The 21,961-nt window shown below is 56.4% G+C and carries 21 protein-coding genes; 7 read left to right on the forward strand and 14 right to left on the reverse strand.

What is annotated here, in order from left to right:
• Nucleotides 1–51: 51 nt before the first annotated feature.
• From ACR0DX_RS12230 to iscR, 8 genes are all read right to left on the reverse strand, one after another.
• Complete coding sequence (locus ACR0DX_RS12230) at nucleotides 52–1,272, reverse strand: cysteine desulfurase (RefSeq protein ID WP_170354216.1); 1,221 nt, start codon at nucleotides 1,270–1,272, stop codon at nucleotides 52–54.
• A 13-nt stretch (nucleotides 1,273–1,285) separates the two neighbouring features.
• Nucleotides 1,286–1,852 (reverse strand): YIP1 family protein, encoded by a 567-nt coding sequence (locus tag ACR0DX_RS12235; RefSeq protein ID WP_170354217.1) that lies wholly within the window; start codon nucleotides 1,850–1,852, stop codon nucleotides 1,286–1,288.
• Complete coding sequence (locus ACR0DX_RS12240) at nucleotides 1,849–2,334, reverse strand: YIP1 family protein (RefSeq protein WP_170354218.1); 486 nt, start codon at nucleotides 2,332–2,334, stop codon at nucleotides 1,849–1,851. The genes ACR0DX_RS12235 and ACR0DX_RS12240 overlap by 4 nt, the downstream gene beginning before the upstream one ends.
• Nucleotides 2,334–3,614 (reverse strand): SufB/SufD family protein, encoded by a 1,281-nt coding sequence (locus ACR0DX_RS12245; protein ID WP_170354219.1) that lies wholly within the window; start codon nucleotides 3,612–3,614, stop codon nucleotides 2,334–2,336. Before ACR0DX_RS12245 ends, ACR0DX_RS12240 begins: the two co-directional genes overlap by 1 nt.
• Nucleotides 3,614–4,369 carry a Fe-S cluster assembly ATPase SufC gene (gene sufC, locus ACR0DX_RS12250; protein ID WP_170354220.1) on the reverse strand — a complete coding sequence of 252 codons (756 nt, stop codon included), beginning with the start codon at nucleotides 4,367–4,369 and terminating at the stop codon, nucleotides 3,614–3,616. The genes ACR0DX_RS12245 and sufC overlap by 1 nt, the downstream gene beginning before the upstream one ends.
• A gap of 71 nt (nucleotides 4,370–4,440) precedes the next feature.
• Nucleotides 4,441–5,961, reverse strand: a complete 1,521-nt coding sequence (gene sufB, locus ACR0DX_RS12255; RefSeq protein WP_170354221.1) for a Fe-S cluster assembly protein SufB — start codon at nucleotides 5,959–5,961, stop codon at nucleotides 4,441–4,443.
• Between the two features lie 18 nt (nucleotides 5,962–5,979).
• The gene (locus ACR0DX_RS12260; protein WP_480846275.1) at nucleotides 5,980–7,023 is read right to left on the reverse strand and encodes a cysteine desulfurase family protein; all 1,044 of its coding nucleotides are present in this window, start codon (nucleotides 7,021–7,023) and stop codon (nucleotides 5,980–5,982) included.
• 48 nt (nucleotides 7,024–7,071) lie between these two features.
• Nucleotides 7,072–7,530, reverse strand: coding sequence for a Fe-S cluster assembly transcriptional regulator IscR (gene iscR, locus ACR0DX_RS12265; RefSeq protein ID WP_170354223.1), 459 nt, complete (start codon nucleotides 7,528–7,530; stop codon nucleotides 7,072–7,074).
• 178 nt (nucleotides 7,531–7,708) lie between these two features.
• Between iscR and ACR0DX_RS12270 the strand changes: the two genes are divergently transcribed.
• The 6 genes from ACR0DX_RS12270 to ACR0DX_RS12295 all read left to right on the forward strand — a co-directional run bounded on the left by ACR0DX_RS12270 (nucleotide 7,709) and on the right by ACR0DX_RS12295 (nucleotide 13,586).
• The gene (locus tag ACR0DX_RS12270; RefSeq protein ID WP_142633729.1) at nucleotides 7,709–8,362 is read left to right on the forward strand and encodes an alpha/beta hydrolase; all 654 of its coding nucleotides are present in this window, start codon (nucleotides 7,709–7,711) and stop codon (nucleotides 8,360–8,362) included.
• A complete protein-coding gene (locus tag ACR0DX_RS12275) occupies nucleotides 8,362–8,607 on the forward strand; it encodes a hypothetical protein (protein ID WP_170354224.1) in 246 nt (81 codons plus the stop codon). The genes ACR0DX_RS12270 and ACR0DX_RS12275 overlap by 1 nt, the downstream gene beginning before the upstream one ends.
• Complete coding sequence (locus ACR0DX_RS12280) at nucleotides 8,604–9,761, forward strand: HD domain-containing protein (RefSeq protein ID WP_480846278.1); 1,158 nt, start codon at nucleotides 8,604–8,606, stop codon at nucleotides 9,759–9,761. Before ACR0DX_RS12275 ends, ACR0DX_RS12280 begins: the two co-directional genes overlap by 4 nt.
• Nucleotides 9,762–10,126: 365 nt before the next feature.
• Nucleotides 10,127–10,462, forward strand: coding sequence for a DMT family transporter (locus ACR0DX_RS12285; protein WP_170354226.1), 336 nt, complete (start codon nucleotides 10,127–10,129; stop codon nucleotides 10,460–10,462).
• Nucleotides 10,463–10,536: 74 nt separating this feature from the next.
• Complete coding sequence (gene typA / locus ACR0DX_RS12290) at nucleotides 10,537–12,354, forward strand: translational GTPase TypA (RefSeq protein ID WP_170354427.1); 1,818 nt, start codon at nucleotides 10,537–10,539, stop codon at nucleotides 12,352–12,354.
• Nucleotides 12,355–12,869: 515 nt separating this feature from the next.
• A complete protein-coding gene (locus tag ACR0DX_RS12295; protein ID WP_480846280.1) occupies nucleotides 12,870–13,586 on the forward strand; it encodes a hypothetical protein in 717 nt (238 codons plus the stop codon).
• Between the two features lie 135 nt (nucleotides 13,587–13,721).
• Here the strand turns inward: ACR0DX_RS12295 and ACR0DX_RS12300 are convergent, their stop codons facing one another.
• The 4 genes from ACR0DX_RS12300 to recA all read right to left on the reverse strand — a co-directional run bounded on the left by ACR0DX_RS12300 (nucleotide 13,722) and on the right by recA (nucleotide 18,849).
• On the reverse strand, nucleotides 13,722–14,324 hold the full coding sequence (locus tag ACR0DX_RS12300) for a transglutaminase-like cysteine peptidase (protein WP_170354227.1): 603 nt from the start codon (nucleotides 14,322–14,324) through the stop codon (nucleotides 13,722–13,724).
• Between the two features lie 360 nt (nucleotides 14,325–14,684).
• On the reverse strand, nucleotides 14,685–14,972 hold the full coding sequence (locus tag ACR0DX_RS12305) for a DUF1330 domain-containing protein (RefSeq protein ID WP_170354228.1): 288 nt from the start codon (nucleotides 14,970–14,972) through the stop codon (nucleotides 14,685–14,687).
• Between the two features lies 1 nt (nucleotide 14,973).
• Entirely contained in the window at nucleotides 14,974–17,643 is a 2,670-nt protein-coding gene (gene alaS / locus ACR0DX_RS12310; RefSeq protein WP_170354229.1) for an alanine--tRNA ligase, read from the reverse strand.
• A gap of 138 nt (nucleotides 17,644–17,781) precedes the next feature.
• Entirely contained in the window at nucleotides 17,782–18,849 is a 1,068-nt protein-coding gene (gene recA / locus ACR0DX_RS12315; RefSeq protein ID WP_170354230.1) for a recombinase RecA, read from the reverse strand.
• A 192-nt stretch (nucleotides 18,850–19,041) separates the two neighbouring features.
• Here recA and ACR0DX_RS12320 point away from each other — a divergent pair, with 192 nt between their 5' ends.
• Nucleotides 19,042–19,635 (forward strand): sulfotransferase family 2 domain-containing protein, encoded by a 594-nt coding sequence (locus ACR0DX_RS12320; RefSeq protein ID WP_170354231.1) that lies wholly within the window; start codon nucleotides 19,042–19,044, stop codon nucleotides 19,633–19,635.
• 4 nt (nucleotides 19,636–19,639) lie between these two features.
• Here the strand turns inward: ACR0DX_RS12320 and ACR0DX_RS12325 are convergent, their stop codons facing one another.
• Entirely contained in the window at nucleotides 19,640–21,088 is a 1,449-nt protein-coding gene (locus tag ACR0DX_RS12325; protein WP_480846284.1) for an ATP-binding protein, read from the reverse strand.
• A 119-nt stretch (nucleotides 21,089–21,207) separates the two neighbouring features.
• A complete protein-coding gene (locus ACR0DX_RS12330; RefSeq protein WP_480846286.1) occupies nucleotides 21,208–21,864 on the reverse strand; it encodes a hypothetical protein in 657 nt (218 codons plus the stop codon).
• Nucleotides 21,865–21,961: the final 97 nt, after the last annotated feature.

A 21,961-nucleotide genomic window follows, 5' to 3' on the forward strand; every position in this document is an offset into this window, starting at 1 on the left:
ACCTTGTTCCGATCCGGGTGCAACTGCAAATCTGCCCGGATAAGTCAGGTTTCACGCAAACAGATCATGCGCCAATTCCAGCGCGTCGATCAGTGTGTCGACCTCTTCTTTTGTGTTATAGAGGCCAAAGCTCGCCCGGCAGGTGGCAGTGACTCCGTAGAAATCCATCAACGGACCGGCGCAATGATGACCAGCGCGCACCGCGACGCCTTTCTTGTCCAGAATGGTGGAAACATCATGCGCGTGCCCCGCCCCGTCCAGCGTAAAGCTGAAAATGGCGGCCTTGTCAGCACGGGTGCCCTGAACCTGCAACCAGTTGAGCCCCGTCAGCCGCTCCATCGCGTAATCACGAATACCCGCTTCATGGGAGGCGATGTTCTCCATCCCCAAATCCATCATGTAGTCCAGCGCCACGCCCAACCCGATAGTTTGCACAATACCCGGCGTTCCGGCCTCGAACTTCATCGGTGGATCATTATAGATCACCTGATCCTTGCTGACCTCTTTGATCATGTCGCCGCCCCCGATAAAGGGACGCATCTCAGCCATACGTTCGGACTTTATGTAGATCGCACCAGACCCGGATGGGCCATAGAGCTTGTGCCCAGTGATCGCGTAAAAGTCACAACCGATGTCCTGAACATTGACCGGCATATGTACTGAACCCTGGCTGCCATCGACCAGAACCGGGACACCCTTGGCATGCGCGCCTTGGGTGATCGCCTTTACATCAACCACAGTGCCCAAAACATTCGAACACTGAGTGACGGCGACCAGTTTGGTCTTGGGGCCAATGGCATCGATGACCGCCTGAGGGTCCAGCCCTCCTTCAGAATCCACATCAACCCATTTCAGGACAACGCCCTGCCGTTCCCGAAGAAAATGCCAAGGGACGATGTTGGCGTGGTGTTCCATCACGGAAAGCACGATCTCATCCCCGGCCTCCAGGCGCGGCATCGCCCAGCCATAGGCGATCAGATTGATGCCTTCGGTCGTACCCGAGTTCAGAACGATCTCATCCTCATCCGCCGCGCCCAGAAAGCGCGCAATGGTGCCGCGCACGGATTCGTATTTCTCGGTCGCCAGATTGGACAGATAGTGCAGTCCACGGTGTACGTTGGAGTACTCCTCGGCATAGGCGCGTGTGACTGCATCAATCACAACCTGCGGCTTTTGCGCCGATGCTCCGTTATCCAGATATGTCAGTGGCTTTCCGTTCACCTCTCGGGACAGGATCGGAAAGTCCGCACGGATTTTATGTACGTCATACATGGTATTTTCTTCCCTAGACAGGGCCGCTGGGCACCAACATGAGGACAAATGGGACTGCAACCAGTGCAGACAACACGATGACCCCAAAGGATTTTAAGATCGAACCGAACTTATGCGCTTCATTGATGAAATGGAGTGTGACGTAAAGGCTGATTATCAAAGTCGCCACCACAAACATCACCAGCAAGAAGGGCAACACCAACGAAACCACCAGCGTTAAGACCAGCGCTGCAACCTGAAGGAACTGCAACCAGACCATCAGGATCATGAAGTCGTTGAACGTGGCCACCCCACCAAGAAAGCGTCCGATCACAAGAAACGCAACGATACTGAACATCATTGCCCCGGCCGACCTCAGCAAACCCAGGACAATAGGCTCGGGTGGTAAGGCGATTTCACCTGGCGGCACCGGGACAAGCTGCTGGATACCAACCTGGCCCAAGCTGTTCATCACAATAGCCAGGAAAAATGCCAGCCAAAGAACCTCGCGCCCTGGCTGCAAAGCCAATAATCGCCGCGCGGCATCAGAAGGTTTGGTCACTGTTAGAACAGCTAGGTTTAGTACGGACTGAACTGTCATTGCGACACCCTCTGCGCCTGTCTGAGGCCCGAGAGCCAGAACCACAGAAAGACCACAAACCAAATCAATCCAACACCCGTCAATGCCGGACCCGGCCCGATAAAGCCTGCCACAAGGCCATTCAGCAACACCAAAGGTGTCGACGACAAAAGCGCCCAGAACAGCGCCACACGGGCGCCATAGGCTGATCCTTTGCCTCCGAGCAGCCGTGCCGCGCCGTAAGACACAAAGGCCAATGCGTAGAAAAACAGCGGCAGGATGATAACAGTGCCCAATAGCGCACCGCCCATAAGCATGTTCAACTCAAGACCTTCAAGATGCGCGCGGCGGGACAAACTGGGTAGTTGCGCGATGAACGCGACCACACAAAACGCCATCACAAAGACCAAAGCCCGATCTTCGCGCTGTCCCAGTTCAAGAAGCCGGCGCACAACGCGCCCCGGCCCCCGATACGTGGCCACTATATCCGACGTTACCGGCATTAGCTGTGCCGCGACATCCAGCCTTCAAGGCGATCGACAATGGCCTGCGACAGGGCATCGTCCTCGATCTCGTCCACGGCCTCGGCCAGAAACGCCAGCGTCAGCATATTGGTTGCCTCCTTGGTCGGAACCCCGCGCGAGCGCAGATAGAACAGCGCCGTTTCATCAATCGCACCTGAGGTCGAGCCGTGCGAACACGCCACGTCATCCGCATAGATCTCAAGCTCGGGCTTGGCGAGGAACTGACTGTCATCATCCAACAGCAGAGACTGGCTGATCTGATAACCATCGGTCTTCTGAGCGCCCTCCTTCACAAGGATCTTGCCCTGGAACACACCTGTCGCGCCGTTGCGCAGCACTTTCTTGAACACCTGACGGCTTTCACAATTCACAGCGTCATGAGTGATGAAGACGGTATCGTCGTGATGGAAATCGCCGTCACCAACGCACGCACCGGCAACATGGGCTACCGCATCGTCTCCGGTCAGCTCGACCACCTGTTCGTTGCGCGTCAGCACGCCATTCACGGTCAGGGTGAAGGATTTGTAGACCGATTCCTGCCCCAGACGCGTGAACATGTGGGTCGCGGCACGACGCTCGTGATCGCGGCCTTGCGCCCGCACGTGATGCAACACCCCACCATCGGCAATGTCGATCTCCATGCATTTGTTGAAACGCGAAGCCGCCGGGCCGTTTTCAAGGATCGTCACCTCGGCCCCGCTTTCGACACGGATGATATGGTGCAGCATCGCGTCCGAGGTTTCAGAGGCATGGCGATAGATGAAGCTGATCGGCTTGGACGGTTTGCCCGAGACATGGATCGCTATCCCATCCGCCGCGAAGGCCGTGTTCAGCGCCGCAAGAGGACGTTGCACAGGCGATTGACCACGCGCTTCAAGCACGCCGTACAGCTCTTTCGCCCAATGAATATCCTTGAAACAGATATCCTCGATCCGATCGATAGTGACACCTTCCAGCGTCAAATCATCAGACTGTTCGGGGCTGAAAACACCATCAACGAAAACGATCTTCAAACGGTCCAGATCGGCGAACAGCATGGCCTCATCCGGGTCGAACAGCGCGGCCCGAGGGGCCTCGGGCGCTACCAGCGTATCCGGGCGGGTGTATTTCCAATACTCATCCCGGCGACCGGGCAGACCCATTTCCAGCACACGGGCCAGCGCGTCTTCGCGCGCGGCTCGAGTGCAACCGGCGTCGGGCATGACCAGATTGGCCAGCCGCGCCTCGGTTGCGGTTTGTTTCACTTCGGGCAATGCCATCAGTTCACCTCGGCCAGAATGTCTGCGTAACCGTTGTTTTCAACCTCCAGCGCCAGATCGGGGCCACCGGTTTTGACGATCTTGCCGTCCGCCATGATGTGCACAACGTCCGGTTTGATGTGATCCAACAAACGCTGATAGTGCGTGATCACCAGGAACCCACGTCCCTCGTCGCGCAACGCGTTCACACCCTCGGCCACCAGCTTCATCGCGTCCACATCCAGACCCGAGTCGGTTTCGTCCAAGATGCACATCTTGGGTTCGAGCATCGCCATTTGCAGGATCTCGTTGCGCTTTTTCTCACCGCCCGAGAAGCCAACATTGACAGGGCGTTTCAGCATGTCTGCGTCGATCTTCAGCGACTTGGCCTTGGCGCGGACTTCTTTCAGGAAGTCAGCCGCCGACAGCTCATCCTCGCCGCGCGCCTTGCGCTGGGCATTCACGGCGGTGCGCAGGAAGGTCATGTTGCCCACGCCCGGAATTTCGACCGGGTATTGGAACGCCAGAAAGACACCAGCGGCGGCGCGCTCTTCCGGTTCCATCTCCAGCAGATCTTCGCCGTCCAGAGTCGCCGACCCATCGGTCACTTCATACCCGTCGCGCCCCGAAAGCACATAGCTGAGCGTCGACTTGCCCGAGCCATTCGGCCCCATGATCGCGTGCACCTTACCGTCCTCGACCGTCAGATCGACACCTTTGAGGATTTGCTTTTCTTCTTCCTCAAGCTTCACGTGCAGGTTCTTGATTTCAAGCATTTTTTACCCTTTTGCGTAGCGCAAGGGACCGCGCGGCCCCGATATTTTGTGAATTTCGAAATGATGCGGCTTTAGCCGACCGAACCCTCAAGGCTGATCGCAACAAGCTGTTGTGCTTCCATGGCAAACTCCATCGGCAGCGCCTGCAACACGTCCTTGCAGAACCCGTTGACGACAAGCGCCACGGCCTCTTCCTCGTCCATGCCGCGCTGTCGGCAGTAAAACAGCTGATCGTCGTCCACTTTGGATGTGGTCGCCTCATGCTCAACGCGCGATGAGTTATTCTTGACCTCAATGTAAGGCACTGTGTGCGCCCCGCATTTGTCGCCGATCAGCAAGCTGTCACACTGGGTATAGTTGCGGCTGTTCTTAGCCTTGGGATGCATCGAGACCAGACCACGATAGGTGTTCTGCGCCCTACCCGCGCTGATGCCCTTGGACACGATGCGTGACTTGGTGTTTTTGCCCAGATGGACCATCTTGGTGCCGGTGTCGGCCTGCTGATAGTTGTTGGCGATGGCAATCGAATAGAACTCGCCTTGGCTTTCCTCGCCCCGCAGGATGCAGGACGGGTATTTCCACGTCACGGCCGAACCGGTCTCGACCTGTGTCCACATCACCTTGGACCGGTCGCCCCGGCAATCGGCGCGTTTGGTCACAAAGTTATAGATGCCGCCCTTGCCATTCTCATCACCGGGGAACCAGTTCTGGACGGTCGAGTATTTAACCTCGGCATCTTCTTCGATGATGATCTCGACCACAGCCGCGTGCAGCTGTGCGGTATCGCGCTGGGGTGCGGTGCAGCCTTCCAGATAGGACACATACGAGCCCTTATCGGCAATGATCAGCGTGCGTTCAAATTGACCTGTGTTCTCCGCGTTGATACGGAAATACGTGCTCAGCTCCATCGGGCAGCGCACGCCCGGCGGGATGTAAACGAACGAGCCATCCGAGAACACGGCCGAGTTCAGCGTGGCATAAAAGTTGTCCGAGACCGGAACCACCGAACCCAGATACTTCCTGACCAATTCGGGGTGCTCTTTGATCGCCTCAGAGATCGAGCAGAAGATGACACCTGCTTTCTTCAGCTCTTCCTGAAACGTGGTTCCAACAGAAACCGAGTCGAACACCGCGTCCACGGCAACCTTTCGGCCCTCAGCCGGGGCATCCTCGGCACCTTCGACGCCCGCCAAAATCATCTGTTCTTTCAGAGGGATACCCAGCTTTTCGTAAGTAGCCAGCAGCTTGGGATCGACTTCATCCAAGGACTTGGGCTTTTCCTCCATCGACTTGGGACGGGCATAGTAATACTGGTCCTGAAAATCGATCTTGGGATAGCTGACCATCGCCCAGTTCGGCTCATCCATCTGAGTCCAGCGCTCGAACGCGGCCAGACGCCATTCGGTCATCCACTCTGGCTCTTCGTTCTTTTCCGAGATCAGTCGGACGATATCAGGGTTCACGCCCTTGGGCGCGTATTCCATCTCAATATCGGTTTCCCAGCCGTATTTATAGGTTCCGACCTCGCGCACCGCATCCACGGTTTCCTGATCGACACCCTCTTTTACCTGGGTCTGGTCCAAAGCGGCCATAAGACACCCTCCGTCTGATCACGCGGCCCGCGCGCGATGCTTTTTCTCTTTTTCAAGCCACGTTTCAGCGAAACGCAGCACATCTTCTTCCGTTGTCGCAGGCCCCAGCGAGACGCGAATTGCGCTGGCAGCTGTGACCTCGTCAAATCCCATCGCGGTCAGTACCGCACTTGCGCGTACCTTGCCGCTGGAGCAGGCCGAACCTGCGCTAATCGCAAATCCAGCCAGATCCATCTGCATGACCTGCGTCTCACCCTTCCAACCGGGCGTGGCGAAGCACAAAGTGTTCGGCAGGCGTTCCTGATCTTTCCCGACAAAAATAGTAGATTTAGAACCGGCCTCAAGGGCCTTTTCTAGAATATTTCTAAATTCTTTGACCTGCTCCCAAACACCATTGGACAGATCGCGCGCGGCCGCTTCAGCTGCGGCCCCTAACCCTGAGATTCCAATAACATTTTCTGTCCCGGAGCGACGTCCCATTTCCTGACCGCCACCCTTGATCCGGGCGGGCAAATCCGTGCCGCGCTTCATCACAACCGCGCCAACGCCTTTTGGACCGCCAAGCTTATGGGCCGAGATCAATGCCATCTGGGCATCCAGCCAGTTGAACGCGATTGGTAATTTTCCAAACGCCTGAGTCGCATCGGTCACCGCCAACCCTGCTGGCAATGATTGAACGATACCCGTCTCGGAATTCGCGTATTGCAGCGTCGATTGGTCCGGCGCTGAAACCGCAACCATACCTTCTTTCGACACGCTCAAATCTTCCACTGTCCACGCGCGGACCGCATCATGTTCGATTGCAGCCCCATGCAGGCCCCGCCCCTCTAGTGTCAGCGCAGCCCCTTCGGTCGAACCCGAAGTAAACACGACATCAGCCCCTTCGGCCCCAAAGGCAGCCGCAATCTGTGATCTTGCGCGCTCGACAAGCGCCTTAGCTGCGCGCCCTTCAGCGTGGACCGAGGATGGATTGCCGCAAATCTCCATTGCGGAGATCATCGCCTCGCGAGCCTCTGGACGCAGAGGTGTGGTGGCATTGTGATCCAGGTAAATACGATTCACAGATTCACCTTTTCAGAGCGCAGAAGTTCGATTTCAGCAAATGCCATCCTATTCGTCCACAACTGCAAAAAGGCTGGGTACGGCCGGACAAGGTGCCAGGTCATTCTTGATCACGTCAGAAAGGCGAGTTTGATGCAAGAACACATACACATGGGCGCTCAGGCCCTCCCATAAACGATTGGTTAGGGATTGCGCCCGGCTGCCGGACAAAGCTCCGGTTGCGCCAGCGCCCTTTTGCAAAGCATCGACTGTTTCATCAACGGCGGCCAGAATCTCAACAACGCGAATTTCGGACGCTGGACGGGCAAGGCGATAACCACCACCCGGCCCCCGAACCGAAGACACCAGCTCGGCCCTGCGTAGCTTGACGAATAACTGCTCGAGGTAAGGCAGAGAAATGTCTTGCCGTGCTGAAATCTCGCTGAGTGTCACCAGCCCGTCCGAGGGCTGAAGGGCGATATCGGCAAGAGCCACCATCGCATAACGACCCTTGGTCGACAGCTTCATTTGCATTCCCTCATGGCAGTTTACGCGCGAAATCATTGACGCCGCCGCTGCCAGTGCGTATCTCCGACAAGCAGCGCTCATGCGCCCAGTATCACAATTAGAACCGTTCTAAGGTGTCCGACGATTATCGTCAAGTATTTCCGGGCACCCAGAAGAAAAAGACAGGACCATCGCACACATGCCCGAGGTGATTTTTCCCGGACCAGAAGGCCGCCTGGAAGGCCGCTACCACCCGCAAAAGGAAAAAGACGCACCGATCGCGATCGTGCTTCACCCGCATCCTCAATTCGGCGGGACGATGAACAACAAGGTGGTCTACAACCTGCACTACGCGTTCTACAACATGGGGTTCACCGTTCTGCGGTTCAACTTCCGTGGTGTGGGTCGCAGCCAGGGTGAGTACGATCAGGGCGTGGGTGAGCTCAGCGATGCGGCATCCGCACTGGATTACCTGCAATCGATGAACAACAACTCGAAACACTGCTGGGTTGCAGGGTTTTCCTTCGGGGCGTGGATCGGGATGCAACTGCTGATGCGCCGACCCGAGATCACTGGCTTTATCAGCGTGTCTCCTCCGGCGAACATGTATGATTTCTCGTTCCTCGCACCCTGCCCGTCCTCAGGCTTGATCATCAATGGGTCGTCGGACCGCGTGGCCCCGCCCGCAGACACCACTGCCTTGGTCAACAAGCTGCACGAGCAAAAAGGCATCACAATCACTCATAATGAAGTGGAAGGCGCCGACCATTTCTTCCAGGATCGCCACATGGACACGTTGATCACAGATGTCAGTGACTACGTGAAGCGCCGCCTGACCGAGAACACACGCTGATGTCGGATACAGTCACCATACTTGCCGGCAGACTGGCCGAAGACACGTTGAAGGTGATGGATGAAACCGGCGAGGATCGCTTTTATGTCGAAGTTGGCGAGCTGCTTGGGGCATCCTCTCAGTCGCTGGAAGAGGCATTTCTGACCGAAATTCGAGTGCGCTTGTCCGAGCGTCAGGCCCGCCAATTCGTGATCCAGCGCCTTGCAGAACATCGCAAGAAAGTTAAGGCGATAGAAAAAAAATGATGGATCGGCTTTCCGCGCAGATAGAATTCCTGAAACGCGCGGACCAGCTGAAATCGGTCGAACGCGCGAACACGCTGCTGGATCAATCCCGGCAAGAAAACTCGGCGGAACACAGTTGGCATCTGGCGCTGTGGGCACTGGTAATGGCCCCCCTTGCCGACGCAAATGTTCGGATTGACCGGGTCATTCGGATGCTTTTGCTGCATGATCTGGTCGAAATCATCGTCGGTGACCATCCCATCCATCTGAAAACCGACTGGAAGGCGGTTGAGCGCGCAGAACAGAACGCCGCTCAGGAACTGTTCGGAATGTTACCCGATGACCAATCCGACGCTTTTCTGACGCTTTGGCAGGAGTTCGAAGCGGATTCTACGCCCGATGCGAAATTCGCAAAATGCCTTGATCGCTGCCAACCTCTGTTTCAGGTCCTAAACGCTCCGGAACCTAAACCAGAGCATCTGGCGGTCGTCCGCGACAATCTGAACGGTGGACGCGCGGCCTATCTCGAGACCGCTCTTCCTGACGCTTTCAAGGCCGCTTACTCTTTGTTCGACGGCCAACCTGCCCCACGTTCAGAGTTTTCGGATCGGCTGCCGTTCCTTGCGGAATGCGATCAACTGAAATCCGTCTATCGCGCATCCAGGCTTTTGTCTGGTGATCGATTTGAAAACTCGGCCGAGCATTCGTGGCACATCATGCTGTTCGCTTGGGTCTTGGCAAACTGCGCCGAATTTGACGTCGACATTGGTCGCGTTTTAAGGATGTTGCTGCTGCACGACATCGTCGAAATCGACGCAGGTGATCATCCAATTCATGGTCATGTCGACCACGCGGCGCAAGCAGCCGAGGAACAAGCGGCGGCCGATCGGCTGTTCGGGCTATTGCCGAACCAGCAAAGAACTGAATGTCTAGCCTTGTGGCTTGAGTTTGAAGCCGCCGAGAGCCCCGATGCCAAATTTGCAAAGGCCGTCGACCGTTTTCAAACACCTGTTGGCAACCTTGCCACCGGTGGCGGATCATGGGTCGACTACGATGTGACATTCGCGCAGATCGAGTCGCGCGTTGGCACCCCGATTACCCGTGGCGCACCGCAACTCTGGAATTGGTTGGAACCACAGCTCAAGAACTATTTCTCAGAAAAGTTGACCACTTGAATGGTAAAAGAGAAAGAGGCACGTCGCCTCTTTCCCCCCAAGTACCAGCGGACGCTCAAACCTGAGAACCGTTTACCCGCTCAACATCTTTGGCTGCGCTTCTCTCAGCGGACCCCCCGCCAGCTAGCCACCCAAGCGCCACAACAATCGCCGATACGACGATGACAGATTTAGCAAAGTTCGTCATAGCTTACTGATTAAAAAAACACTGGTAACTGGTCGAACAGTATCTCTAAAAGCTCGTGTAAAAACAGTATGGTTATCCTGACCTCACCTCACTTGTACACAGGAACAAACGAAACGACTTGCCAGATGCCTGAAATCTGTGTTCAACGAGCTCAACAACACTCAATCCGAGACTTATTTTGCCTAAAGCCTATCTTTTCCTGCTTTTTGCAGTGGTCGCAGAAACGATTGGCACAACCGCGTTGCAAGCCAGTCAGCAATTCACGCGGCTCTGGCCCTCTGTATTGGTCGTGGTTGGCTACGCAATCGCGTTCTATCTGCTTGGCTTGACTCTAAAGTTCATGCCAGTTGGGATCGTTTATGCCATCTGGTCGGGCTTGGGCATTGTGCTGATTGCTGTGATCGGTTTTATCGTTTTTGGGCAGAGGCTGGACTGGCCTGCAGTGATAGGTTTGGTCATGATTTTGTCTGGAATTCTGGTTATTCACCTGTTTTCCAACACTACGGGTCACTGACGGGCGGTTAGGGCTGGCATATTTTGCCGCGTCGCGTTATGCGCGCGGCAACTTCCCGTTCAAAGGCTGACCTCATGGACCTGCGCAATATCGCAATCATCGCTCACGTTGACCACGGCAAAACGACCCTGGTGGATGAGCTGCTTAAACAATCCGGCGCGTTCCGGGAAAATCAGGCTGTGGCGGAACGCGCCATGGACAGCAACGATCTGGAGCGCGAGCGCGGGATTACCATCCTTGCCAAAGCGACTTCGGTCGAGTGGAAAGGCACCCGTATCAACATCGTTGACACCCCCGGCCACGCCGATTTCGGTGGCGAGGTTGAGCGTATCCTTTCGATGGTCGACGGTGTTGTTCTGCTGGTCGATGCCGCCGAAGGCCCGATGCCCCAGACCAAGTTTGTGACCTCGAAAGCGCTGGCTCTGGGCCTGCGCCCGATCGTGGTGTTGAACAAGGTCGACAAGCCCGACGCCGAACCTGACCGCGCACTGGATGAGTGCTTCGACCTGTTCGCCAACCTCGGTGCCGATGACGATCAGCTGGACTTCCCAGCCATGTATGCCTCGGGCCGGTCTGGTTGGGCAGATATGGAACTGGACGGCCCCCGCAAGGACCTGACCGCGCTGTTTGATCTGGTCGTGGATCACGTCCCGGCCCCCAAACAAGCCGAAAAGAAAGACGAGCCGTTCCGTATGCTGGCCACCACGCTGGGAAGCGACCCGTTCATCGGCCGTATCCTGACCGGCCGTGTGGAAAGCGGTACGCTGAAGGCGGGCGACAGCCTCAAGGCGCTGTCGCGCGACGGCACGCTGATCGAAAACTTCCGCGCTTCGAAAATCCTGGCCTTCCGCGGCCTGGCGCAACAGCCCATCGACGTGGCCGAAGCTGGTGACATCGTCACCATCGCGGGCATGAGCAAAGCCACCGTAGCCGACTCACTGGTCGCACCTCAGGTCGAAGAGGCCCTGCCCGCCCAACCGATCGACCCGCCGACTATCACCGTGACTTTCGGCATCAACGACTCGCCTCTGGCCGGTCGTGACGGCAAAAAGGTGCAGTCCCGTGTGATCCGCGACCGCCTGATGAAAGAGGCCGAATCGAACGTCGCCATCCGCATCACCGACACTCCCGGCGGCGAAGCCTTCGAGGTTGCAGGCCGCGGCGAATTGCAGATGGGTGTTCTGATCGAGAACATGCGCCGAGAGGGGTTCGAGCTCAGCATCTCTCGCCCGCAGGTTCTGTTCCGCGAAGAAGATGGCCAGCGTCTGGAGCCTATTGAAGAAGTCACGATTGACGTTGACGATGAATACTCCGGTGCTGTGATTGAAAAGATCACTGGCGCGCGCAAAGGCGAGCTGGTCGAAATGCGCCCCGCCGGTGCAGGAAAGACCCGCATCATCGCGCATGTGCCTTCGCGCGGACTGATCGGCTATCACGGAGAGTTCCTGACAGACACGCGCGGAACCGGTGTTCTGAACCGCGTGTTCCACGGCTGGGCGGCACACAAAGGCACGATTCCCGGCCGCCGCGCTGGGGTTTTGATCTCGATGGAGAACGGACAGGCCGTCGCCTACGCCCTGTGGAACCTCGAAGAGCGTGGCCGCATGTTTGTGGGTCCGCAGACGGATGTTTATCAAGGCATGGTCATCGGAGAGCATTCACGAGACAATGATCTGGAAGTGAACCCACTTAAGGGCAAAAAACTGACCAACGTACGTGCCAGCGGATCGGATGACGCCGTCCGCCTGACACCTCATGTTCAGTTCTCACTGGAGGAAGCCATCGCTTATATCGACGATGACGAACTGGTTGAGGTGACGCCTAATGCCATCCGGTTGCGCAAACGCTTTTTGGATCCGCACGAACGCAAGCGCATGGCAAAATCTGCTTAGACCTTTCAGTGAAATAGTTCACTGATTGGAAACATTGCCCCATTAGTGACATTTTTGCGTACATTAATGCAAAATTAACAAAAACAAGGCCCGCCACTCCGGCGGGCTTTTCTTTTGTTTTTCAATATCGTTCCACCATAACGGGAGTTTTTTCCCGTTTTCTTGTTGTCACACATCTTGAAAATACGGCGAGGGATTGATCTATTTATGTTTAAATTGTGGCAACGGTGTGCTCAGGTAGCACAGGTTAAAGAGTACCAGGGGGCGTAATCATGCGCGTTAAAAGTCGTTTATTATCTATTGTTTTTGTGTCAGCAACTATTCCAATTGTGTCGACAACGGCAGCTACGGCTGCCGAGAGGTGCACTGTTAAAACAGCTCGCCAGTCCGTTGACACGGAAACCCTCTGTGCGTGTGAGGTCGTTGAATCCAGGATGTTGAAGTACCTGCAACGCAGGCCTGATTTTGATGACATCTTGGCCAGAACGTTGGAAAGTTGTCCGGCTTTCGCAGCCGTGTTGACTGATATTCCCACCGCCAGCATTTCAAACAATCAAAGATCCGGTGATGGCGACGCAAATCCTGGCGAGGGCCTAACTTTCGGCGGTGGTACCGGTGGCAGTGGTCCAACTAATCCAGGCGTTGGCCCGACTAATCCAGGCAGTGGCCCAACTAATCCAGGCGGTGGCCCAACGAACCCAGGCGGTGGCCCAACTAATCCAGGCGGCGGTGGTGGAACCGGCGGCGGCGGTGGCGGAACCGGCGGCGGCGGTGGTGGAACCGGCGGCGGCGGTGGTGGAACCGGCGGCGGCGGTGGCGGAACTGGCGGCGGCGGTGGCGGAACTGGCGGCGGCGGCGGTGGAACCGGCGGCCCAGGAAATGGTAATGGTAACAACCCCAACCCCGGTAACGGCGGTGGCAACACCGGAGGGTCCGGCCCCGGCACCGGCAATGGTGGCGGCAACAATGGCAATGGCAATGGTGGTGGCAACGGGACCGGAAACGGGAACGGCAACGGAAACGGTGGCAGCATCTTTGGCGGACCCGGAAATGGCAACGGGAATAACCCCAATTCCGGCAACGGCGGCGGTAACACAAATGGTTCAGGCCAAGGTTCCGGAAACGGCGGCAACAACAACGGCAACAGCGGCGGCACCAACGGCAACGGCAATGGTGGCAATGTCGGTGGTGTCGGCGGCGGCAACGGCGGGTCAGGTGGTGTTTTCAACTAACTGACTCTGGTTGAACGCAATGAGGGTTGTAAAACACTCTTGTTGCGGACAATACAAACAAAGATCAAAATAAACGGGGCGCCAAAATTGGCGCCCCGTTTATTTGGTAATCTCCATCGACCGAGTGGTCACAAATTAACTACGGCGGTAGACACCCACCCAATTCTCTGGCTGTCGTGGGTCTTGCATCCGTAAGAAAAGATACCGGGTATCCGACCACGGTTTGATCGTGTTGGTCAAATTATCTAGCACCAGATCACCCGCTGCGGATCTGTAAACCAAAACGGCATGCGCATTTCTTCGCGTATCCAGCACCGTCGCAATCAGCAATTTACTTGGGTCAATTCCCGCGCGAATTAGATCTCTTTTTTTCAAAAGAGCAAAGTCTTCGCAGTCCCCACCACGTCTGGTCGGCAACGCCCATCTCTCTACGGTTCTATACTGAGATTGGTCCGTAACTTCACGCGTGGTCCGATTGATCTTACGATTCACACGTTTAACAATCTGCAATTCCTGCTGGCTTGTCATCGCCACCGAAGCAGTGCTGGAACATGCCCATGAGTATTGGCGACACAGCTGTCTTGCTCCGGCAGGCGGAGGTGTAGATGCCACGCTTCTGATGAAGTCTCCTTCGCTGGCTTCCGCAGATTTCCCAACGACACTGACCGCCGCGAGAATCGCGCAAACACCCAAAACCTTGCCTGTCGCGGTGAACGCCTGCTCTACAAACGAATTCATGCCTGTCCCTCGATCCTGGTCTCTCCGAACGATTGTCGACAGACAGGACCGTATTCCGATTTAGGAAACTATCGGTAAACGGACGCGGCAGCGCAATCTGGCTTAAGGTGGATGGAAAAAGAGGCGGAAATTCGTCACTTTTCATGACCATTTCGCGCTGAATTTGTCGGGTTACTGCCACAATTGAGGCAACCAACGAGACCGAAAAGTGCATTTAAAAATTACAAGATGTTGTTATTATTTAAAAAACCGAAAAAAGTCTCAATATTAAATTCACTGAAACGGTCAGATAACATATAGGCCGAAATCCGCGCATTCTTTAGGCCGTCCGGCAGCATTCACCAGACGGCCTTCATGATTCTATTCGGTGACTTCGACGACGACCAATTCGCGTTCACTCGCACCACGTGCGTGGTCAAGGGCCTTTTGGTAGTCGGGCGAATTGTAACACTCGACAGCAGCTTCGACCGAAGGGAATCTGGCTACTACATTACGCGGGCGCTCTTTTCCCTCAAGCTGCACATAGCGTGCAGCACGTGCAATGAATTGCCCCCCATGGGCGGCAATCGCCGGACCCGCCAACTCGGCGTATTTTCCGTAAGCCTCATTGTCCGTCACAGTGACATGTGCGATCCAAAGTGCGGGCATGTTACCCCTCCAATACCTGTTCGGCGGCCTTGATGGCCGCATCCGCGTTCGACGCATCTCGGCCACCGCCTTGCGCCATGTCCGGGCGTCCACCGCCGCCCTTGCCCCCCAGCTCGACCACTGCGGCGCGCACCAGATCCACGGCCGAGACCTTTTCGGTCAGGTCCGCGGTCACTCCAGCCGCTACAGCTGCCTTGCCACCCGCATCCGCGATCAGCAGAACCGCGCCCGTGCCCAAGCGGCTTTTGTGTTCATCGATCAGCGCGGGAAGGTCTTTTCCAGAAACGCCGGTCAGCGCCTGCGCCAAGAACGGCACACCGTTCACGTCCTTCGCCTCGGCACTGCCCTGCCCCGAGCCGCCCGCCATCGCCAGATCACGGCGCAGTTGGGCCACTTCGTTCTGCAGCGCTTTGCGTTCGTCCAGCAGGGACTTCACGCGGCCAACCACATCATCAGGCTGCGCCTTCAACTCGGACGCAATCTGGCCCAACCGTTGATCCTGCGCCGACAGGTGGCGGAACGCCTCATCCCCGGTCAGGGCTTCGATCCGGCGCACGCCGGCGCTGCTGGCGCTGTCGCCCAGCACGACGAACGTACCGATGTCCCCGGTCTGGCGCACATGGGTGCCGCCGCACAGTTCAATCGACCATGTTTCGCCATCCTGACCTTTACCCGTGGGCGCCTTGCCCATCGAGACAACCCGCACCTCGTCACCGTATTTCTCACCAAACAGCGCCTGCGCGCCCAGATCACGCGCGTCGTCGGGCGTCATGATCCGCGTCTCGACGGTCGAATTCTGGCGGATGAATGCGTTCACTTCACGCTCGACTTTTTGCAGTTCTTCGACGCTCAGCGCTTTGGAGTGGCTGAAGTCGAACCGCAGCCGGTCCGCCGCGTTCAAAGAGCCGCGCTGCGCTACATGGTCGCCCAGCGTTTCGCGCAGCGCCTCGTGCAGCAGGTGCGTGGCCGAGTGGTTGGCCCGGATCGCGCTGCGGCGGGTGTGATCGACCTCAAGCTCGACCCCGTCGCCTTTGGACAGCGCGCCCTGGCTGACGGTCACCTTATGCGCATAGACCTTACCTTCAGCAAATTTGCGCGTGTCTTCGACCGTGGCCACATCCTGCATATTCTCAAGACGCCGGATTCCACCGGTATCCCCGATCTGGCCACCGGCCTCACCATAGAACGGGGTCTGGTTCACGATGACCCAACCGGTGCCACCCTGCTCGATGGTGTCGACCAGCGCGCCATCCACGACCAGAGCAGCCACCTGCCCTTCGGCTTTTTCGGTATCATAGCCAAGGAAATCCGTGGCCCCGGCGCTGTCCAGCACGTCAAACCAAACGGCCAGATCCGCCGCCTCGCCCGAGCCCGCCCACGCAGCGCGCGCCTTGGCCTTTTGTTCGGCCATGGCTGCATCGAACCCGTCGGTATCCACGGTCCGGCCCTTTTCACGCAGCGCATCCTGCGTCAAATCCAGCGGGAAGCCATAGGTGTCATAGAGCTTGAACGCCGCATCACCGGGCAGAGCCTCACCTTCGGGCAGGCCCGAGACCTCATCATCCAGCAGTTTCAAACCGCGATCCAAGGTCTGCTTGAACCGAGTTTCCTCAAGCAGCAGTGTTTCTTCGATCAGCGCCTGCGCCTGTCCCAGTTCCGTATATTGCGCACCCATAAGCTGCACCAGCGAGGGCACGAGGCGATGCATTACCGGATCTTTCGCGCCCAGCAGATGCGCATGGCGCATGGCACGGCGCATGATCCGACGCAGAACATAGCCGCGCCCGTCATTGCTGGGCATCACTCCATCGGCAATCAGGAACGAGGTCGACCGCAGGTGATCCGCAATCACGCGGTGATGCACGTTCTGATCGCCATAAGGATCAACGCCGGTGGCATCGGCAGACGCTTCGATCAGCGTTTTGAACAGGTCGGTGTCATAGTTGTCATGGCTGCCCTGCAGCAGAGCACCGATCCGTTCCAGCCCCATGCCAGTGTCGATGGACTGCATGTCCAGTTCCACCATCGAGCCGTCCTCAAACTGCTCATTCTGCATGAACACGATGTTCCAGATTTCGATGAAGCGGTCGCCGTCTTCCTCGGCCGAACCCGGAGGGCCGCCCCAGATGTGGTCGCCATGGTCATAGAAAATCTCGGTGCATGGACCACAGGGACCGGTCGGGCCCATCTGCCAGAAATTGTCACTGGTGGCGATGCGGATGATCCGGTCTTCGGGCACGCCGACCTTTTTCCAGATCTCGAATGCCTCATCGTCGGTGTGATAGACCGTGGTCAGCAGGCGGTTCTTGTCGATGCCGAATTCCTTGGTGATCAGCTCCCACGCAAAGGGGATCGCCTCATGCTTGAAATAGTCCCCGAACGAGAAATTCCCCAGCATCTCAAAGAATGTGTGGTGGCGCGCGGTATAGCCCACATTGTCCAGATCGTTGTGTTTGCCACCCGCACGCACACATTTCTGCGCAGTGGTCGCCCGGCTGTAGTCGCGCGTCTCAAGCCCGGTGAAGAGGTTCTTGAACTGCACCATGCCCGAGTTCACGAACATCAGGGTCGGGTCATTGCGCGGCACCAGCGGGCTGGAGGCGACAACCTCATGCCCCTGTTTGGCGAAATAGTTCAGAAAGGTCGATCGGATATCGTTCAGCGTGGGCATAAGGCTCTCTCAGCGCGCAATCATCTTGTTCGAAAATGGGTTTATCGCTGTCCCTGCGGATAGTCCACAGGGGAGGCCACGCAAACGAAACAGGGCGGCCTCGTTGGACCGCCCCGCGTTCACAATTCCGGGATGCCGTCAGGCTTCAAGAATATCGTCATCCTCAGTGGCACCGGGCGGCATGTCGAAGTCCAACCCATGCGCGGCGCGGATCTTGTCCTCAATCTCCAACGCCGATCGGCTGTTATCGCGCAGATATTGTTTGGCATTCTCACGCCCCTGCCCGATCCGCTCATCGCCGTAGCTGAACCATGAACCCGACTTCTCAACCACACCGGCCTTAACGCCCAGATCCAGCAGCTCGCCCATCTTGCTGATGCCTTCGCCATACATGATGTCGAATTCCACCTGCTTGAACGGCGGCGCCACCTTGTTTTTGACCACCTTGACGCGGGTCTGGTTGCCGACAACCTCATCGCGGTCCTTGATCGCGCCAATACGACGAATGTCCAGACGCACCGAGCTGTAGAATTTCAGCGCGTTACCACCAGTAGTCGTCTCCGGGCTGCCAAACATGACACCGATTTTCATCCGGATCTGGTTGATGAAGATCACCATACAGTTCGAGCGGCTGATCGAGCCGGTCAGCTTGCGCATCGCCTGACTCATCAGACGGGCCTGCACGCCAACGTTGCTGTCGCCCATGTCGCCCTCAAGCTCGGATTTTGGCGTCAGCGCTGCGACCGAGTCGACCACAACCATGTTCACCGCGCCCGAGCGGACCAGCGTATCGGTGATCTCAAGCGCCTGTTCTCCAGTGTCGGGCTGCGAGATTAGCAACTCATCCAGATCGACACCCAGCTTACGAGCATATTGCGGGTCCAACGCGTGTTCCGCGTCAACGAACGCACAGACACCGCCACGCTTTTGCTGTTCTGCAATACAATGCAGCGTCAGCGTCGTCTTGCCCGAGCTTTCTGGCCCGTAAATCTCAACAATCCGGCCCATCGGCAAGCCGCCGATTCCCAGCGCGATATCCAGACCCAGCGAGCCGGTCGAGCTGGCCTCGATATCCTGTTTGGAATCCTCGCCCAGCTTCATGATCGAACCCTTGCCGAACTGCCGTTCAATCTGGGCCAGCGCGCTGTCGAGCGCCTTTTGCTTGTCTGCGTTTTTCTTGTCGCTCATCGTCAGAAGATCCGCCATTGTCCTGTCGCCTTCCCTTGTGTCACACCCTTGAACGGGCGGCAATCACTGCTTTGTTCGCCTCTTGTTCCTTATGAGATCAAAAAGAGAACATTTCAACTAAAACTTACAATATTTACTCTTGGGCAATTGTGTTAAAGAGTCGTTTACGCCACTGTACAAAGATAACCACTCGTTCTGGCGGACACATAAATGCTTGTTTTCTATGAGGAACGCCTGGCGTTTCTGGCTGTTCCCAAAACCGGCAGCACCGCATATCACTCAGCGCTGAAAGACCGGGCGGACCTTGTCGTGACCGGTCCTCCCGCATTGAAACACGCTCCAGTTCGGCGATATGACAGGTTTTTTCAGAATATCTTCCGAAAAATGTATGACACTGACATGGAGATCATGGTCGTCGTCCGGGAACCAATCGACTGGTTAGGCAGTTGGTACAAGTTTCGTAGCCGTGACGAACGGATTGGGCATCCGCACTCGACCCGCGACATGAGCTTCGATGACTACGTTCAGGCCTATATGAAGTCACCCCGCCCCGAATACGCAGATGTCGGCAGTCAGAGTCAGTTTTTCCGCACGCGCAGCAATGGCCGCGGTGCGGATCATGTGTTCAAATACGAGAATCAAGACAAGATTCTGGATTTTCTGGAAAACCGACTGGACATGAAGATTGCTCTGCAGCGCGAAAACGTCTCTCCAACCCGTGACTTGGCGCTAAGTGCAAAGACTGAACAGAAGTTCCGCAAACGTCATGCGCTGGAATTTGAGTGCCACGAAAAAGCGCAGTAGCGTATCAGTTCATTTGCCGAAACACCGCTTCGGTCAATTGGTTCAATGAGAATGGTTTCGGCAAAAAGGCCGAGTTTGCGATCTCAGGTCCCGAATCTCCGAACGCGCCTTCGGTGTAACCGGACATGAAGATAACCTGCACATCTGCGCGCTTTTCCATCGCAGTTCGTACCCAGGTTGGACCATCGAGTCCGGGCATCACGACATCGGTTACAAACACATCTACATGCAATGTTTCATCTTCTAGCAGTCTCAACGCTTCTTCACCCGAGTCGGCCTCGAGCACCGTGTAACCTTTCAAGCGCAGAGCCCGCGTAGCAAACGCACGAACCGGTGCTTCATCCTCAACCAGTAAGACGACGCCTTCGCCCTGGCGGGCATTCAGAACTTCGGGCTGTACGTCTTGGCTGGGCTCGATCTTCTGCGGCGTGGCTGAAATCGGCAAGAACACCGTAAATTCCGTGCCCTGCCCTTGCACGCTGTCGAGGAAAATAAACCCGCCCGTCTGTTTGACTATGCCATACACCGTCGAAAGACCCAGACCCGTACCTTCGCCGGTTCTTTTTGTGGTATAGAACGGCTCGAAGACTTTTTGCAGCTTGTCTGCCGGTATACCCACCCCACTGTCGACGACTTTTACAGTCACATACTCGCCCGGCGGAACTGTCGCGCGGTCGCGGCGCAAAGAATCCGTCAGCGAAACGACTTCGGTTTCGATCCGAACCTCCCCGCCTTCGGGCATCGCGTCACGGGCATTGACCACAAGGTTCATGAACACCTGTTCAAGCTGTCTTTTGTCGGCGCGCACGGGCTTTAGGACTGGATCGTGGCTGAGTGTCAAACGCACTTTCTCACCGACCAGCCGGTTCAACAAGTGAATCAGATCCGAAATTGTGTCGCGCAGGTCCAGAACCTCTGGCTGAAGTGTTTGCTTGCGCGAAAAAGCCAACAGTTGACTGACCAGAGCAGCCGCCCTGTTCGCATTCTGGTTTATCTGCACCAGATCACCGTAGTTCGGGTCATTCTGATCGTGCCGCAGCAATAGCAGGTCACAATGACCAGATATTGCTGTCAGCAAGTTGTTGAAATCATGCGCGACACCACCGGCAAGCTGCCCGACAGCCTGCATCTTTTGTCCCTGCACAAACTGAGCCTCAAGTGTCTTAAGCTCGGTCGCATCGTTGAGCACGGCAATCAGGCACACCTGACCATCATTAACCACTCTGTTCAGCGTCACCTGAACGAATACGTCTTTGTCTTGCCGTGTCAGGCGCAAAAATTCGGATTTGGGGGTGGCGTCCTCGACAGCGGCGCGCGACAACCACTCCTGAATCGGGTAACCCAATCCCTGCATCACTTGTGAGACATTCGTCTCGCCTGTCTGAAAGTCGCCAACCAGTTTGATTGCCAATCTGTTTGCATCCAGAACGACCCCGTCCGGTGCAATGCACATGATTGGGACCGGCAAGTCCGCAAAACGTGTTTCTGTTGTCGGTGGCGTGGTCACTTGGACAGGCAGAACCAGCATTTCACGCGCAGACCCCGAACGAGAAAGCTCTGCCACGGTGACATTCAACGGGTCGCTTGAGGCGTGGCCTGTGTGATCTCACCCGGTGCAGGTTGGCCGGAATTGAAGACTTGATCTGTGTTTTCCGGTTTGTAGCCCAATACATGCTCGGCCATTCCATTAGCCCTCAGCACAGTTCCATTTCGCCCAAGTGTCAAAACAGGAACCGCCACATCATCCCAACGGCCTTCAACCCCAAGGTGAAACCGCCAGCAATACAGATCGTGCCCGACCGAGAATACTGTCACCGGGATAGTAGACCCGATAGTCACCACATCTTCGCTGGACTTTCCGTGAATCTCAGCCAGAGACTGAAGACGTAAAAGGATTGACGCTGGATTGGCGAAAACTGACATCAAGCAGTTTTCCAACCGGTTACCGGGGAAAGCGTGTAACTGGATTCTGGCCGCTGCGTTTGACGAAAGAACAAGCCCGTCCGCATTGGCAATGACGTCTGGAAACAAGTCCTGTTCAGTGAAAGTATTCATAACTTCAATGGCACGTCGGATAGACCAATCCGCAAACCAACCCTTGAGCGCGACCAGAACTCCTGCCGTGAACAATGAAATTCCGGCGACGGCGAACTCAGTCTTCCAGCCCGTCGGCAAAACATTTGTGAGAGGTGCAAGTCCGATGACGATGCCAAATACCAACACGGACATCAGTCGCAGTGGAATCGGAGATTTCCTTATGGAAGGATCCGACAAAAAACTTGAAACTTCAGTCATTAAGAACTCAGCATGTTGGGCCTGTCGCCAG

It is taken from the genome of Ruegeria sp. D3, assembly GCF_056534465.1.